At 33.3% G+C, this 15,205-nt stretch carries 17 protein-coding genes; 13 read left to right on the top strand and 4 right to left on the bottom strand.

The genetic code is table 11. The features are described 5' to 3' along the window. The first annotated feature begins 8 nt into the window (after positions 1 to 8). From H6578_04790 to H6578_04770, 5 genes are all read left to right on the top strand, one after another. Complete coding sequence (locus H6578_04790) at positions 9 to 1,127, top strand: 2Fe-2S iron-sulfur cluster binding domain-containing protein (protein MCB9226465.1); 1,119 nt, start codon at positions 9 to 11, stop codon at positions 1,125 to 1,127. Beyond that, on the top strand, positions 1,120 to 1,728 hold the full coding sequence (locus tag H6578_04785; protein MCB9226464.1) for a DUF502 domain-containing protein: 609 nt from the start codon (positions 1,120 to 1,122) through the stop codon (positions 1,726 to 1,728). The genes H6578_04790 and H6578_04785 overlap by 8 nt, the downstream gene beginning before the upstream one ends. A 771-nt stretch (positions 1,729 to 2,499) precedes the next feature. Then, the gene (locus tag H6578_04780) at positions 2,500 to 3,042 is read left to right on the top strand and encodes a hypothetical protein (protein MCB9226463.1); all 543 of its coding nucleotides are present in this window, start codon (positions 2,500 to 2,502) and stop codon (positions 3,040 to 3,042) included. Continuing rightward, positions 3,042 to 3,794 carry a hypothetical protein gene (locus H6578_04775; protein ID MCB9226462.1) on the top strand — a complete coding sequence of 251 codons (753 nt, stop codon included), beginning with the start codon at positions 3,042 to 3,044 and terminating at the stop codon, positions 3,792 to 3,794. Before H6578_04780 ends, H6578_04775 begins: the two co-directional genes overlap by 1 nt. A gap of 1 nt (position 3,795) precedes the next feature. Continuing rightward, positions 3,796 to 4,509 (top strand): hypothetical protein, encoded by a 714-nt coding sequence (locus H6578_04770; protein MCB9226461.1) that lies wholly within the window; start codon positions 3,796 to 3,798, stop codon positions 4,507 to 4,509. Positions 4,510 to 4,523: 14 nt separating this feature from the next. Here the strand turns inward: H6578_04770 and H6578_04765 are convergent, their stop codons facing one another. Further along, a complete protein-coding gene (locus H6578_04765) occupies positions 4,524 to 5,789 on the bottom strand; it encodes an ABC transporter permease (GenBank protein MCB9226460.1) in 1,266 nt (421 codons plus the stop codon). Between the two features lie 3 nt (positions 5,790 to 5,792). Beyond that, positions 5,793 to 7,688, bottom strand: a complete 1,896-nt coding sequence (locus H6578_04760; GenBank protein MCB9226459.1) for a T9SS type A sorting domain-containing protein — start codon at positions 7,686 to 7,688, stop codon at positions 5,793 to 5,795. Positions 7,689 to 7,793: 105 nt separating this feature from the next. Here H6578_04760 and H6578_04755 point away from each other — a divergent pair, with 105 nt between their 5' ends. After that, positions 7,794 to 8,396, top strand: coding sequence for an SCO family protein (locus H6578_04755; GenBank protein MCB9226458.1), 603 nt, complete (start codon positions 7,794 to 7,796; stop codon positions 8,394 to 8,396). After that, positions 8,386 to 8,796: a cytochrome c gene (locus H6578_04750; protein ID MCB9226457.1), complete on the top strand. Its 411-nt coding sequence runs from the start codon at positions 8,386 to 8,388 to the stop codon at positions 8,794 to 8,796. The genes H6578_04755 and H6578_04750 overlap by 11 nt, the downstream gene beginning before the upstream one ends. Here the strand turns inward: H6578_04750 and H6578_04745 are convergent. Beyond that, positions 8,793 to 9,743 carry a PorP/SprF family type IX secretion system membrane protein gene (locus H6578_04745; GenBank protein MCB9226456.1) on the bottom strand — a complete coding sequence of 317 codons (951 nt, stop codon included), beginning with the start codon at positions 9,741 to 9,743 and terminating at the stop codon, positions 8,793 to 8,795. The two genes, H6578_04750 and H6578_04745, sit on opposite strands and share 4 nt — an antisense overlap. Positions 9,744 to 9,762: 19 nt before the next feature. Beyond that, on the bottom strand, positions 9,763 to 11,193 hold the full coding sequence (locus H6578_04740; protein MCB9226455.1) for a gliding motility-associated C-terminal domain-containing protein: 1,431 nt from the start codon (positions 11,191 to 11,193) through the stop codon (positions 9,763 to 9,765). 94 nt (positions 11,194 to 11,287) lie between these two features. Here H6578_04740 and H6578_04735 point away from each other — a divergent pair, with 94 nt between their 5' ends. The 6 genes from H6578_04735 to ftsY all read left to right on the top strand — a co-directional run bounded on the left by H6578_04735 (position 11,288) and on the right by ftsY (position 15,149). Then, a complete protein-coding gene (locus tag H6578_04735) occupies positions 11,288 to 12,751 on the top strand; it encodes a hypothetical protein (protein MCB9226454.1) in 1,464 nt (487 codons plus the stop codon). Between the two features lie 21 nt (positions 12,752 to 12,772). Beyond that, complete coding sequence (locus tag H6578_04730) at positions 12,773 to 13,405, top strand: hypothetical protein (protein MCB9226453.1); 633 nt, start codon at positions 12,773 to 12,775, stop codon at positions 13,403 to 13,405. 83 nt (positions 13,406 to 13,488) lie between these two features. Next, positions 13,489 to 13,740, top strand: coding sequence for a 50S ribosomal protein L28 (gene rpmB, locus H6578_04725; protein ID MCB9226452.1), 252 nt, complete (start codon positions 13,489 to 13,491; stop codon positions 13,738 to 13,740). Positions 13,741 to 13,743: 3 nt separating this feature from the next. Continuing rightward, a complete protein-coding gene (rpmG, locus tag H6578_04720; GenBank protein MCB9226451.1) occupies positions 13,744 to 13,932 on the top strand; it encodes a 50S ribosomal protein L33 in 189 nt (62 codons plus the stop codon). A 2-nt stretch (positions 13,933 to 13,934) separates the two neighbouring features. Further along, positions 13,935 to 14,102: a DUF4295 family protein gene (locus H6578_04715; protein MCB9226450.1), complete on the top strand. Its 168-nt coding sequence runs from the start codon at positions 13,935 to 13,937 to the stop codon at positions 14,100 to 14,102. A 93-nt stretch (positions 14,103 to 14,195) separates the two neighbouring features. Then, positions 14,196 to 15,149 carry a signal recognition particle-docking protein FtsY gene (gene ftsY / locus H6578_04710; GenBank protein MCB9226449.1) on the top strand — a complete coding sequence of 318 codons (954 nt, stop codon included), beginning with the start codon at positions 14,196 to 14,198 and terminating at the stop codon, positions 15,147 to 15,149. Positions 15,150 to 15,205: the final 56 nt, after the last annotated feature.

The following is a 15,205-nucleotide window of genomic DNA, read 5'->3' as shown; positions in this document are numbered from 1 at the left end:
AAAATAATATGTCAATATTCCACACGCTGAAAGTAAAAACTATTCAGAGGCAAACAAGTGATGCCGTAGCTGTTAGTTTTGAAGTAGCAGAAGATTTAAAAAAATCGTTTGAATACACACCTGGGCAGTACATTACTTTTAGAGTTAATGTAAAAGGCGAAACCTACAATCGTTCATATTCTTTGTGTTCTGCTCCTGTTTTAAATGAAGATTTAACCGTAGCCGTAAAACAAGTTTTAGGCGGCAAAGTATCTACTTTTATTAATAAAGAACTTAAAGAAGGCGATATTCTTGAAGGCATGGAACCTTTAGGAAACTTTAAAGCCGAAATAGAAAAAAACGACAATACTCATTTCATTTTGTTTGGTGGCGGTAGTGGTATTACGCCTTTGTTTTCTATTTTAAAAACAGCATTGCACAAAGCAGAAAAAACAACCGTTACACTTTTTTATGCCAACTATAATACCGAAACTGTAATATTTAGAAATGAAATTGCAGCGTTTCAAAAACAGTTTGAAGGTCGTTTTAAGGTTATTCATATTTTTGACAAACCCAAAAAAGTAGGCGGATTTTTAGGCTTTGGGAAAAAAACAGATGAGCAATTGCCTTTTGTAGAAGGCATGCTTACAAAAGATAAATGCCTTGAATTGCTGCGAACAGAAACCAATTCAAACTATGTAAATGCACAGTTTTATATGTGTGGTCCGGGTGGATTTATGGATAGCGTTAGTGCCGCTTTAAATGTACTTCAAATACCAAAAGAAAAGGTACATAGAGAGTATTTTACCGAAAAAAGCGAAAAAGACAAAGAAGCTGCTGTAGTAGGCAATGCAGATGATAATTTTGAAGGCGTTAGCAAAGTACACATTACCTACGATGGAAAAACTACCGTAATAGATGTAGATACCAAAGATAAAATATTAGACAGAGCATTAGATGAAGATATAGACCCACCTTTTGCGTGTATGGTAGGAGCTTGCACCACATGCCGGGCCAAAGTAATAGAAGGCAGTATAAAAATGGACGATAGCGATGCTTTAACCGACAAAGAAATAGCCGCAGGCTATGTGCTAACTTGCCAGTCGCATCCTAAAAGTGCCGTAGTAAAGGTAAGCTACGATGAATAAACATAAACTTAGAAATTTTTTGGCTACTACTTTTTTGGGTGGAGTAGTGGTTATTTTGCCCCTTGCCATTTTTGGTTTATTAGCCAATTGGATAATAGGAATAATAGGTGGTTTTTTAGATCCCGTAGTTAGTTTATTTCCCGAAAGCTGGAATGTAACCTTGGTAAAACTCATTGCTTTTGCCATTATAACCGTACTTTGTTTTTTAATAGGTTTATCGGTTCGCACACAAATAGGCACAGCCATTTTTAGTTTATTTGAAGAAAATACCATAGGTCGATTGCCTTTTTATTCTGTTATTAAAGAAACCGTACAGCAATTTATAGGTAAGGAAAAAACACCTTTTTCTCGGGTAGTTTTAGTAGAGCCTTTTACCAAAGGAGCAAAAATGATAGGTTTTGTAACAGACGAAAACGAGGAAGAAGGTACATACACCGTTTTTGCCCCTACAGCCCCCAACCCAACTAATGGCTATGTATTTATACTAACTAAAGAGCAAATAGAATTTTTAGATGTAAAATCTGAGCAAGCTATGAAAAGCATAGTAAGCTTAGGAGCGGGAACGGCAGGTATGGCTAAAGTGGGAAAAGCTACGTCATAGAAATAAGGACAAAATTAAGTGTAAAAAAGATACCTTTTGCATATATAATTTTATAAATATTCGTAAAGATGCCTATGAAGTATTTTACATTAACTTTTCTTTAGAAGAAAAGTTACAAAAGAATCGCACTAAGTTTTCAGCGACCCATTATAACCTCAACTCCTAAAAATCAAAAACTCATCACTCCGTTCTTCAAACAGTTTAATTTTTTACGGAGTTTTCGGTTAATGGGTGCCCCGCTTACAAACTTAAGGTGCACTTTTTATCTGACCTTAATCAAAAATACGTTAAGAAATGGTGGAAAACAGACATACAAAATGAATGAAATTATAAAAACAGTAAACAGACAAATTAGTATGCTCCTAAAAGTGAAAATACTTTAGGAAAACTAAAATTGAGCATACATTAATTTGTCCTCGTCTGTTTTATAGCATTTTAGTATTTTTGATTACAGTCTTGATTTTTTGTTACTTTTGTATCAAGACAAAAGTAAAAGACCACAAACTGTAACTAAAATTACTTAAACGTCCCAAGATGTTTTCTTAAAGCATAAATTATTGGTATAATAACGGATAGTTATAATAATTTTAGCTTGTAAAATATTTATACCGATTAGGAATATATAATAGTCCAATTTCGGTTGCACCTTATTGTACTAAATGTATTGCTCTAACGGCATTTACCATTGTAAAACACAAAAGTATTAACAGCTGGTATTATATTTTGTACTATGTAAAAATTTTACTAATTTTGACATAAACAAACTATTTTATGAAAAAAATAATACCGTTTGTATTAGGTCTGTTTATACTGGCAGGCTGTACAAAAGATACCGATGACGGACTTAATGTTCCGGATTCTATAGAAGGGCTAAAACCTATTTATTCTCAAACAGAAAATCCTAATACCATTTCATCTGAAACCCCGGGAGCTATTACCAAAGGGAGTAAAATCTATATAAAAGATACGTATGTTTATATTGTAGAAAATGGTTTAGGCGTGCACGTTATAGAAAATGCCAACCCTTCTGCTCCTACAGATATACGCTTTATAAAAATACCCGGAGTATCGGATATAGCAGTGCGAAACCAAACTATGTACGCCAATAATTTTGCAGATATTGTAGCTATAAATATCAGCAATCTTCAAAGCGTTTCGGAAAGCAGTCGGTTAAATGGCGTATTTAATCTTGATGAAAATATATTAAACTTACCTTCTGGTTATAGTGGTTATTTTGAGTGTGTAGATGAAAGCAAAGGTATGGTAGTATCGTGGGAAGAAACTACATTAACTAAACCAAAATGTTATAGATAATGAGAAAGTTAAGTTTTATTTTATTGGTTTTTGTTGTTCTTTTCTCTTGTAGCAAAGACAATAGCGATATTTATACAGAAAACCCTAATGGCACGGGAGGCTCTATGGCTCGTTTTGTGCTGGTAGATAATTATTTATATGTGGTAGATAATAGCTCTTTAGCTACTTATGATGTAAGTAATGAAGCTTCGCCAGTGCTAAAAAACAAGCAAGATGTGGGTTTTGGTATAGAAACACTTTACCCTTTTGAAGGCTACTTGCTTATAGGTAGTACTACGGGAATGTTTATTTATGAAACAGATGTTAATGGCGTGCCTATGCAATTATCTAATTATGAGCATATAGAAACTTGCGATCCTGTGGTAGCTCAAGGAGATTACGCTTATGTTACACTACGGTCAAACAGAGTTTGCGGAGGCAATATTTCGCAAAACAACAGATTGGAAATCATAAATATTCAAAATCCTACTTCTCCATATATGGTTAATACTATTCCTATGAATAACCCTAAAGGTTTGGCTGTAGATAATGATTTGCTGTTTATTTGTGTAGATAATACGGGTATTGATGTTTATGATATTTCTCAACCTACGCAACCAAGTTTAGTGGCAAATATACCGGGTTTTACCGCCAATGATGTAATAGCTAAAAACAATCATTTATTAGTGGTTTGTACCGATGGTTTACGTCAGTTTAATTATAACGATGTGAATAATATTACAAATTTGTCTTATTTTGCAGTAAATTTTTAGAATGAAAAAGTTAATATTTTTATTTTTTATAGTTGTAGCTACTGCTATAAACGCTCAAGACTATGAGCAAAAAGATATGGATAGTTTTGCTATACCAGAATTGAAAGAAAATGGCAAAGTAGAAAGTCCATTTTTTAAGCACGCTTTCACTATTCCTTTTACTTCTTTGTTAGATTTTGCTACGCCAAGTTTAAATGTTGGTTTTGAGCAAAGTATTAATAAAAAATTTGGTATTTATACCATGGTGGGTTATACTAATAATTATTTGAATCCTGCGTACAATCAATTAAGCAATTATGATTTTCATGGATTTAAAGTCGGCTTAGAGCCAAGAATCTATTTTGCCAGAAATGTGAAAACCGGAATATTTATAACACCTGCTTTGTTTTACAAAACTAAATTTGAGATACATAAAGATGAATATGTAAGCAGGCACAATGGCTCGTACTACGAAGCTATGGATTATCACAGATTAATTCAAGCATACAGTTTAATCCCTAAATTTGGTTTTCAAATGTTAAAGCCTAATAAAAAAGTAGGATTTGAATTGACAGCAGGCTTAGGTATGTATTTTAGACATGCTAAAAACATAGGGTTGCCAGCCGATGCTATAGCCAATAATAATGACGCCATAATTTCAACTGATTTTATTGCTTTCCCTTTAGGGCAAGTTACTTTTGGAATTTTAATAGCCGGCAAACAAAGAAGATATTAACCGAACTCAGGTTATTAGCTTCTAATAGCATCTACGGGTTTCATATTGGCAGCCATTACTGCGGGAATAATACCTGCCAGCAAACCTACACTTATAGATATAAATAAACCTAAACCTAAATTGAACAGCGATATTTGAAAGTTTAATTCGCTACCTTGCATGGCTATATTTATAATGAAAAATAAAGAGAAAACAGCAAATAAACCCAACAATCCACCGACTAAACATAAAATTATAGCTTCAATAATAAACTCTAAAAGAATGTAGATTTTTTTTGCTCCCAAAGCTTTTTTTATTCCAATAATGTTAGTTCTTTCCCTTACACTTACAAACATAATATTGGCTACACCAAAAGCTCCCACAATTAGCGAAAAAATGCCAATAACAAATCCTGCAACATAAATAAAACTAAAAACTTGGTCAAAAACGCCCGTTATAAGGCTAATTTTGTTTAAAGAGAAATTATCATCTTGCTTAGGAGAAAGTTTACGTGCTATACGCATCCGTCCTACAAGCTCTGCTTCTAATTCTTCAAGCGAAACACCGGGTTTTGCTTTGGCTAAAATAGATGGCCCCGACTCAAAAGGAGGGTTTAAATTGCTATCGGCAAATTTATCGGTAATATACATAGTATTATCCAATCCAAAATTGGCATTAATACCCAGCACATCTTGACCTTCCTTAGCCATTACGCCTACAACTTTTAGTTCTATGCCGGCATATTTTATCTTTTTGCCTATGGCTTTTTGAGGTGTGTCAAAAAAGAACTCTGCAATTTCGTGTCCTATTAGCACGCCATTTTGAGTGGAGTTAAATTCCAAGTCGCTAAAATATCTTCCTGCCGAAAAACTCATATCGCGAACTTTAATATAATCTTTAGTAACACCAAAAATGCTTATTTCTTCAAGCTGGTTATCTTTGTATTGTACTGTTGCCATTTGCACCCATCGCCATAATGCAAGTGCTTCGGCTGTTTTTACATTTCCATTTAAAGCAAAATAATCTTCTCTTGAAACTTCCGGGCGTTGCACAAATTTCCACCAAGGATAATCTTCTACCATTAGCCAGGGCCATTTATTTATATAAATAATGTTGCTTCCTAAGCTGTCAACGCTACTGCGTAGGTTTTTTTCTAAAGAATCTACTGCCGCAAAAACAGAAATTAAGCAAAGTATAGCTATAGAAATACCCAACAAAGAAAGAAAAGCTCTAAATTTATTGCTAAGCAATTCTTTAATGGCAAGAATTATGCTTTCTATTGATATTTTAAGCCAAACCAAAGCTTAGTTTTTAATTATTTTGCTTGTAAAAATAAGATTATTATTTTGGTCTGTTGCCTTTATAAGGTAAACACCTGTTGTTAATTTTTGTGTAGATAATGTTAAAGTATTTTTGCCTTTTTTCACTTTATCGGTTATTATTTTATCTATTATTTTTCCATCTACAGTATATACATAGAAACTAACATTTTGAGCAATTTCACTTTCAAAATCAATAAAAATGTGGTTGTCATTTACAGGATTAGGATAAATTTTAGCACTTGATTGAGCAATATTATTACTTATAGTATTAAGTGTGCTGTCTGTTAAATAAGTGCTATCTGGAGTAGCCAGTTTATAAACGTAAGTTTCGTGCCTGTTTCTGCTAATACCGGAAGTTAAATATTTCCCTACAAAGCCACTTATCCATACTTCGCCAGGTTTATTGTATCTTTTTTGGCTACCGCTATAATCTCCCCAGCGTTCATTATTTCCGCTTATTAGGTTTACAAAAGTATTACCACTTTTTAAATGTAGTCTTTCAGAGTAGCCATCATTTACATCATAAAAAATAGCAGACATACCCGGGAAACTATCAATAGAAGTATGATTAAAAGAAATAATGGCTTGTTCGTCAAAATTAGAAAATCCCGTAAAAGAGATATTTGGGTAGCCATACTCAATAATTGTATCGCTTATTATATGCAAATCAACAAATAAATTGGTATTCATTACACTTAATTTGGCGTGATAAATACTTGCTAAATTAGAAGCGGTATCTACAGTATTTCCTACAAAATTAATAATGCCGTTTTCTATAAAGCCACTAAGTGGGCGGGCATCATTTGTTTGTAAAAAAGTATTGTTAGTTTGTCGGGCATTGGGTGGCAAACCATAAACATTATTAGCTAATACAGCTTGGGTAGTATATCCCACATTGGCATTGCTACTCAAAGATTGCGGAATATGCACTAAAAAGAACGTGTCGTTTTCAAGGTCAAAATTTCTGTTAGAAACAAAATACATTTCTTCATTTTTAATGTCAAAACCACCTTTTACGGGCATTAAATTTCTGATAAATCTATTGTTGTATTTTATGTTGTTATGCACTTTGCTTGTTATGGTATTGCCATTGTAGCCTTCGGCTTTTTGTACTTGCCAAATTACGCTTTGCATAAAACCAGTTTGCCAAGAAGCCGAGTCTGAATTAATATGATTAACCGTTACATAAAAATCTTGTTTAGTTATGGCTATCATTGGAAAATCGGACCAAGCATTATTATTAAAGGGATTGCCTGCTAAGTAGTATAAATTCCAGTTTTGAGTAGGGTCGTTAGTTTGAGAAAAAGCTAACACTATTGATGTTTGAGTAGCATCATTCCCATTTAAAAACACCATTATAAAACGGTCTTCGTCTGGGTCGTATATTACTTTTGGGTCGTATGAACTTCCATTTAAAGCTAAAGAATCGGCAAAATCTTGTAAATCAACTACCAATAATTCCGTTCCACTTTCATCATATACATTCATGGTAGAGTTGGTTACAGAAACTATTTTTCCGTCATTAGAAATAGCCAAATCATTATCATTAGGTATGCCACCAAAATTATTAGCCTTAAAACCCGTAGATTTTATAGGCGTTTCACTTGTAGTTTTCTTTACTGTATATTTTTTACTACCACCTCTTTCCACGCCATCGTATCTAAGCATTTTGAGTTGCTGTAAATAAGCTCTGTATGAATCTGAGCCGGGATAGGCAGCTTCTGTAGAAAACACATTGGCTTGCCACGCTACTCCTTGGTTGCTTAAATTAATAGTGTTTTGTCTTGCATAATTAAACGTGTGTTCATTTTGAGCATTGCTAAACTGAACAAACAACAAACTGTATAAAAATAGATTTAAAATAATTTTTCTTGTCATAATGAAGCTAAATTAGTTAAAAAAGATTACTATTTCTTATTTTAAAAATAGTTTTAAAGGTTTTTGAATGTAACTTTTGCGAACTTTGCATTTTAATTAGAAACTATGAAAAATTTAGCCTTTATAACTATTGCCTTTTTATTGTTGTATTCTTGTAGCCAAAAAAAAGAGTTGCCTTTTTATGGCAAAAAAGTAATAAATGGAGAATCGGTAACGCAACAAGTTCCTGCATTTAATTTTACCGACCAAAAAAATGAGGCTGTAAGTGCCGAAACATTTAAAGATGATATTTATGTGGTAGATTTTTTCTTTACTTCTTGCCCTTCTATTTGCCCCATAATGACTAAAAACATGGTTGATGTTTATAAAGAATTTAAAGAAAATGGAGATGTGAAAATAATGTCGGTTTCTATAGACCCTAAAAGAGATACTGTAGAGCAGCTGAATGCTTATGCCTTAAAATCGGGAATAGAGGATAATGATACATGGCATTTTGTAACGGGAGAGAAAGACGATATTTATGATTTAGCTAAATTTTTCTCTATTTTGGCTTATGAAGATAGTACTGTTCCCGGAGGATTTGAGCATAATGGTTATTTTTTGCTTGTAGATAAAAATAAATACATAAGGGGTTATTATGACGGCACGAGAGATGAAGAAATTCCTAAAATAATAGATGATATACACGTATTATTAGATGAAAGGTAGGAAAAAAACAGCTATAGTTGCCGTAGTTGCTATTTTAGGGTTTTGGTTGTTATCTAAATCTATAAATGCTTTAGCTAAAGATAGTGGAGCTATTTCTTATAAAACACACTGTGCTACTTGCCACGGCAATAATGGCGAAGGTTTTGAAAAATTATTACCACCTCTCGCTTCCGATTGGCTTGAAAATAACATGAACAGCGTACCTTGTATTATTACCAATGGTTTAAAAGATACTATTGAAGTAAATGGGGTTGTATATGCCGAAGAAATGCTACCGCTTAAAGATTTAACGGAAATAGAGATATTAAATATCACTAATTACATTAGCAAGAAATTTACTAAAGAGAAAAAGTTTTATAATCAAAAAGAGATAAAGCAGTTAATGGAACAGTGCCATTAAAAAGAACCTAAATTTTTATTGAATTTGTATTTTAATCCTACTTCGTGTACTTGTCCGGCATCTTTACGCACACTTCCAAAAGCCATATCGTAAGAATAAAATATGCTGAATTGCTTTTTAATGGTAAAGCCTCCTTCCATCATCATATTTTGAATACTTCTATAACCTAAACCAACAAAAAATACATCTTTCATGGCAAATCGGGCAGAAATCATAGCCTGAGGAATACTTCCTATAACGTAGTGGAAGTTAAATGCAGGTTCTAAATAAAATTTGTCTTTAGATTCTTGTGTAACTTTATCTTTGCCAAAGAAAATTCTGCCACCAAACATTGCATAGTAATGCTGCATTTTCTTAAACTTAGTTTTTTGTCCATTATCTCCTTTAAAAGGTACATTTAAGTGCAATAATTGAGGAATAGAAACGCTGGCAAAAAGTGTTCTACTTTTATAATACACTCCAAAAGCTGCATCTGGGAAAAACTGAGATGATTTTCCGTTTAATATGGCGTTATCATTGGGTTGGTCTAAATCTATTTGGTTCCCATTAATTCTGTACTGAACAATGCTGGCCGCCAATCCGAAAGACAGAACTTTGTAATGACTTACACCTCTTAAATCTCTTGATAGAACTAAATTGTATGCAAAAGAGCCGGTTAAGCCTGTATAATTTGTAGGACCTATAAAATCATTAAAAATAATAGCTCCTAAGCCAATGTTTTTATTAGGTAAACTAGTATGGAATGAAGCGGTAACGGTTAATGGCGACCTTTTAATGTTAGTCCATTGTTTTCTGGCAGACAAATTAATTACTGAAGCTTGTTCTGTTCCTGCTACTGCCGGATTATATAAAAACGCATTTTCTCTAAATAAACTAAAATCTGGTAATTGCTGAGCAATTAACGAAAAACTTAGTAAAATGAATGAAAAGGTAAAAAGTTTTTTCATAATAATAGGTTTTAATTAGTTATTCAATTATGGTAATTGGTCCGGTATAATTTTGTGTTACTTCTCCGTTTTCTTTTATCTTAAGAATATAGAAGTATGTTCCTTCTGGTAGCTTCTTGCCGTTCCACGTACCATACCAGTCATTTTGATAATTATCGGTTTGATAAACAATATCTTCCCATCTGTTTAAAATGGTTACGCTATTATCTGGATATCTATATAGCCATCTAATGTACCAAAAATCATTAACACCATCTCCGTTTGGCGAAATTCCCGAAGGAATAAAAGGCCCTTCTTGTGTCATTCTTTCATCTACAGTTACCGTTATGCTATCTATATCTTTACAGTTGTCTAAGTCTTCTACTAAAACCCACATGGTGGCAGTGCTATCGTGCCAAAATAAAGGATTACTACAATCAGTACAAGAAATAGGATAAGCAGGCTCCCAAGTGTAAAAATCTCCTCCGCTGGCTTGTAGCTGAATGGTATCTAACAAATATATTGTAGTATCAGGTCCGGCATCGGCATAGTGAGGTTTTGTGTGAGCCAAAGCATAGTTAGGCGTGCTAAAATCTCCCCAATTATATACATCTAAAATATCCCACGGAGTACCCAGTATTTGAGTGTCGGCAGGAGCATGTTGCCATTCTTGAACAGTTTTCCAATGTACTATATCGTTCCATTTAGTTCCGTCAACAGCACTTTTGTATAAAAAACGAATATCTATACTATCTGCTCCCATGTCTTGCCAAATTTTATGGTAATAGTTTTCATTAATATCACAAATTAATAAAGCACGTTTGTCTCGGTCGTAGCCTTCATAAGTAGCATCGGTATCGGCAAAACGCACTCGGTAAGTTTGAGGGGCATCTGTAGTGGTTATTTCTATGGGTCTATATATAGTATCATATATAGTAGAACCTACAGGAAATAAATAAACATCATTTTGATTAGTTACTCTGGAAATACCACCATTTTCTAAGCTACTAACAAAACCCGTAGTATTTCTTGTGGCATCCAATGCCGGGTCGGTAACATATACTACGTTGGTGTCCATGTTCATTTCTAAGAAAGCTAAATCTAAAAATCCATCTACATAAACATCTAAATCGCCAAATTTAGTACCGCCAGTTCTTAAAAGTAGGTTGTAAAAATGTGTTTCGTCAACACCTCTAATTCTTTGGTCTTCGCCTATCATATAAACAAAACCTTCTCCTATAGAGCTAAATCCTGTGTTTCCGGCATTGTTAATCCAATCATTAGTAAAGAAAATAGTATCGGAATTATCAAAAATGCCATTATTTTCCAAATAGACATCGCCTAATACAGAAATAAAAGCACCATCTTTAATAGATACTAAGCCACTATTATTGCTCAAAAAATCTTGAGACTTAACAGAAACTGTGTAAAAAGAGAAAAATACGACTATGATTATGTAAATTTGTTTCATACAATTTTAAATAATTACTTAATTTTGGTTAAAAGTAATTAATTTTTTTTACTTTAGTAGCCAATTAACAATTAAAGTTCAAATTTTATACAACATGAAGAAATTACTACTCTCATTTTCCATCTTTCTCTTGTTTGCATTTGGCACTATTAAAGCTCAAGTAGGTATTAATATTTTACAGCCAGATTCTAATGCTATATTAGATTTATTCTCAGATGAAAAAGGTTTGTTATTACCCAGGCTTACTACCACACAAATGACATCAATGCAAAACCCTACTAATGGTTTAGTAATTTATAATACGGAAGATAGTTTAATATACTACTATAATAATGAGTGTTGGTTAAAAGCGTATCAAAAAAACTGCCAAGAGTGTGAATTTATTTCTTCTGTTAATCAAGGTTTTGCCACTATTGATAGAACTTTAAATGATACCGCTTATTTTGAAATAGATATTACCAAATTAAACGGTACAGATAGTATAGCCACGGCTGTATTAGCTTCATTGCCACAAGGAATGTCTGTTACTGTTGAAAATCCTATAATAGATTCTGTAGGTACAGTAATAGTAAAAGTATATGCCAATATTTGGGCACCACCAGGCACTTATCCATTGATAATTCAAAGTGTATGTGGGCAAAATGTTTACTTTCAAGGTGTAACTGTAGAAGTAGAACCTTGTATTCTTGTAAATATAGCAGCACCACTTCAAGATGTAGATTTGCAAACAGATTTTTCATTGCCGGGAGTAGGCACACCTGTTTGCGTTGTCCTTGATATAGCTCAAAATGTAGAAATTAGTGCCACATCAACTAATGATTATGCTATGTCTTGGGGCTCGTTAGACCCCAACTCTCATGTAGGCTTAAGAAACAAAGGATATATATATGCTAAAGGAGGAAATGGTGCTAATTTAACAAACTTAATATCCAATCCAAGTTTTGCTCCTCCTGGAGAAGTAGGCGGAGATGCTTTGGAACTTACTTGTAGAACTACCTTTGACTTACAGGGTGGTGTTTACTCCGGTGGCGGTGGTGGTGGTTCTGTTGGAGGAGTTGTAGCTACTCCATCTTTACCTATAGTAGGTACATTGGTTATATTGGAGGCCGGTGTTACCGGTGGCGGTGGTGCTTCTGGCGGTTTGGCAGGAAACTCTCCTGGTTCGTCCGGAACAGTAATAGGTCCTTCATTATTAGATTTAGGTACAGATGCCACAGTAGGACCAACATCTATACCGGGAGTAGGTGGTATTTTAAGTTATTCTACATCATTTAGTGCGGGTCCGGCTACAGTTACGCCATTTGTAAGCCTTAATGGTGGCGATGGTGGCGATTTTGGACAGCCGGGCACTAGTGGTGCAGGAAGCATAGGTGCCAATGTGAATGTTTCTGTAAGTATTCCAATCATAGGAAATATAACATTACTAAATCAAACATTTTCTTATACATTACCAATTTCTCAAGGTGGAGCACCGGGTATAGCTATAAAAACTAATAATGTACCTACACAAGATTTAGTAGTACCCAATTTCTTAATCAAAGGTCCTGTTCAACCATAATTTAATATTTAATTTTTATTTATGAAAAAGAATATAATAACAACTGTAGTTTTAAGTTTATTTATTTTTGCAAAGCTGTTTGCTTTTGAAGGGATAATAGAACAACAAATGCTTGTGGAAAATACAGGTGTATTGAGCAACGTAACTTGGTTTATAAAAGGCGATAAGATTAAACTAATTATTAAAGCCCCTACTGGAGAATCTGTTACTATTATACCTAACTTGAATACAAATAACGTAATAGTATTTAACGATGAGGTAAAAAATGAAGACGGCAAAATCATATATGCCGAAGTTAAGCAGCAAGATATTTCATCTAATTTGGGAAATATAAGCGTAGGAGATATTAAAAACAGCAAGTATAATGGAACAGCATCTAAAACATTAAATGTTTTAGGAGAAAAAGGGGAATACAACGTAGAATATTTGCCAAATATTGATGTTCCTTTAAAGTCATTATACGGACTATTAAAAGAAAGTGTTGAAATACAAGCATTATCTTTAAAAAAAGAAGTGGGATTTCCTGTTAACACTACCTTAATAGCTAATAATGGTACAGAAATAAATGTATTAAAAACATTGAGCGTAACAGAAAAAACAGTTTCGGATAGTGAATTTGTTTTGTCAGAAACAGGTTATGCTAAATACAAATAGACCATTTTATCAAAAAACATCTTTAGAATTATTTTGTTAATTAGATAATTTGTAAGATATTTGCAGTCCAAAATTATTAAGCGATGGCTAGAGTATGTGAATTGACAGGAAAAAAACCAGTTTCTGGGCATAATGTTTCTCACTCAAATGTGAAAACAAAACGTAAGTTTTTACCAAACTTAATTTTTAAACGTTTTTATGTTCCGGAATTAGATAGATGGATTAGCTTAAAAGTAAGCACATCTGCATTGAGAACAATCAACAAAAAAGGAATTTTCGCTTATTTAACAGAGTTAGAAAAAAAAGGTGAAATTAAATTAGTTAAGGAGGATTAAGAAATGGCTAAAAAATCTAAAGGAAATAGAATACAGGTTATATTAGAATGTACAGAGCACAAAGATAGTGGTGTGGCAGGTACATCTCGTTATATAACAACAAAAAATAGAAGAAATACACCTGACAGAATTGAGTTGAAAAAATACAACCCGATTTTAAAGAAATATACTGTTCACAAAGAAATTAAATAATCATGGCAAAAGTATCAAAAAACGCGAAAACAAACCGTCAAGCACAAGAAGGTTCTAAAGACTATGTAAGAGTTATAAAAACTATGAAGTCCGGAAAATCAGGTGCATATAGCTTTGTTGAAAAAATTGTACATAAAGATAAAGTTCAAGAATTTTTAGCAAAGAACTAATTGTAGTTTACAATTGTTAATATATAAAGTTAAAAGCTTCTCCTTTAAGAGAGGCTTTTATTTTTTAATTTTAACCCTAAAAATAAGTAGCGTATGAGTTTTTTTAATAAATTTTTTAATAAAGAAAAAAAGGAAGACTTAGATAAAGGACTGGAAAAAACAAAAGAAGGACTATTTTCTAAGTTGTCAAAAGCCGTAGCCGGAAAATCTAAAGTAGATGAAAATGATTTAGACGATATAGAAGAAGCATTAATAGCTTCCGATATAGGCTTAGAAACTACTATAAAAATAATAGACCGATTAGAAGAAAGAGTAGCTAAAGATAAATATATAAACACTACGCAGCTAAATGAAATATTGAAAGAGGAAATTAGTCAGCTATTGGCAGAGAACAACTCTGACGATATGGAAACTTATTTGCCTAATAATGCAAAAACACCTTATGTTTTAATGGTGGTAGGAGTAAATGGCGTAGGCAAAACAACCACTATTGGCAAATTGGCATACCAATTAAAGAAAGAAGGTAAAAATGTAGTGTTAGGAGCAGCCGATACCTTTAGAGCAGCTGCCGTACATCAGTTAGAAATTTGGGCAGAGAGGGCAGGAGTCCCTATTGTTTCAAAAGGACAAGATGCCGACCCTGCTTCTGTTGCTTTTGATACGCTAAAATCGGCACAAGCACAAAATGCCGATGTAGTAATAATAGATACTGCGGGCAGGCTACACAACAAAGTAAATTTGATGAATGAGCTTAGTAAAATTAAGCGTGTTATGCAAAAAGTATTGCCTGATGCACCTAATGATGTTATGCTGGTTTTAGATGCTTCTACAGGGCAAAATGCCTTGCATCAAGCTAAAGCCTTTACAGATGCTACAGAAGTAACTTGCTTAGCACTTACAAAACTTGATGGAACGGCAAAAGGAGGCGTGGCAATAGGTATTACAGACCAGTTTAAAATACCAATAAGATACATAGGCGTAGGGGAAGGGAAAGAACATTTGCAACTATTTAATAAAAAGGCTTTTGTAGATTCTCTTTTTAATTAAAAATTTAAACTAAATGTTTGGTTTTAAAAAAATAGCAGTTATCTTTGCAATCCGTT

This window comes from Chitinophagales bacterium, assembly GCA_020635995.1.
In the GTDB taxonomy this organism is placed as follows: domain Bacteria; phylum Bacteroidota; class Bacteroidia; order Chitinophagales; family UBA8649; genus JAFMKE01.
Note: the sequence above shows the minus strand (reverse complement) of the source record. Positions and strands in the feature narration are given on the sequence as shown.

Bases quoted from the DNA above. Each gene is read 5' to 3' on its own strand.
- H6578_04790 (MCB9226465.1), top strand. From the start codon at position 9: ATGTCAATATTCCACACGCTGAAAGTAAAAACTATTCAGAGGCAAACA.
- H6578_04785 (MCB9226464.1), top strand. From the start codon at position 1,120: ATGAATAAACATAAACTTAGAAATTTTTTGGCTACTACTTTTTTGGGT.
- H6578_04780 (MCB9226463.1), top strand. From the start codon at position 2,500: ATGAAAAAAATAATACCGTTTGTATTAGGTCTGTTTATACTGGCAGGC.
- H6578_04775 (MCB9226462.1), top strand. From the start codon at position 3,042: ATGAGAAAGTTAAGTTTTATTTTATTGGTTTTTGTTGTTCTTTTCTCT.
- H6578_04770 (MCB9226461.1), top strand. From the start codon at position 3,796: ATGAAAAAGTTAATATTTTTATTTTTTATAGTTGTAGCTACTGCTATA.
- H6578_04760 (MCB9226459.1), bottom strand. From the start codon at position 7,688: ATGACAAGAAAAATTATTTTAAATCTATTTTTATACAGTTTGTTGTTT.
- H6578_04755 (MCB9226458.1), top strand. From the start codon at position 7,794: ATGAAAAATTTAGCCTTTATAACTATTGCCTTTTTATTGTTGTATTCT.
- H6578_04750 (MCB9226457.1), top strand. From the start codon at position 8,386: ATGAAAGGTAGGAAAAAAACAGCTATAGTTGCCGTAGTTGCTATTTTA.
- H6578_04745 (MCB9226456.1), bottom strand. From the start codon at position 9,743: ATGAAAAAACTTTTTACCTTTTCATTCATTTTACTAAGTTTTTCGTTA.
- H6578_04740 (MCB9226455.1), bottom strand. From the start codon at position 11,193: ATGAAACAAATTTACATAATCATAGTCGTATTTTTCTCTTTTTACACA.
- H6578_04735 (MCB9226454.1), top strand. From the start codon at position 11,288: ATGAAGAAATTACTACTCTCATTTTCCATCTTTCTCTTGTTTGCATTT.
- H6578_04730 (MCB9226453.1), top strand. From the start codon at position 12,773: ATGAAAAAGAATATAATAACAACTGTAGTTTTAAGTTTATTTATTTTT.
- rpmB (MCB9226452.1), top strand. From the start codon at position 13,489: ATGGCTAGAGTATGTGAATTGACAGGAAAAAAACCAGTTTCTGGGCAT.
- rpmG (MCB9226451.1), top strand. From the start codon at position 13,744: ATGGCTAAAAAATCTAAAGGAAATAGAATACAGGTTATATTAGAATGT.
- H6578_04715 (MCB9226450.1), top strand. From the start codon at position 13,935: ATGGCAAAAGTATCAAAAAACGCGAAAACAAACCGTCAAGCACAAGAA.
- ftsY (MCB9226449.1), top strand. From the start codon at position 14,196: ATGAGTTTTTTTAATAAATTTTTTAATAAAGAAAAAAAGGAAGACTTA.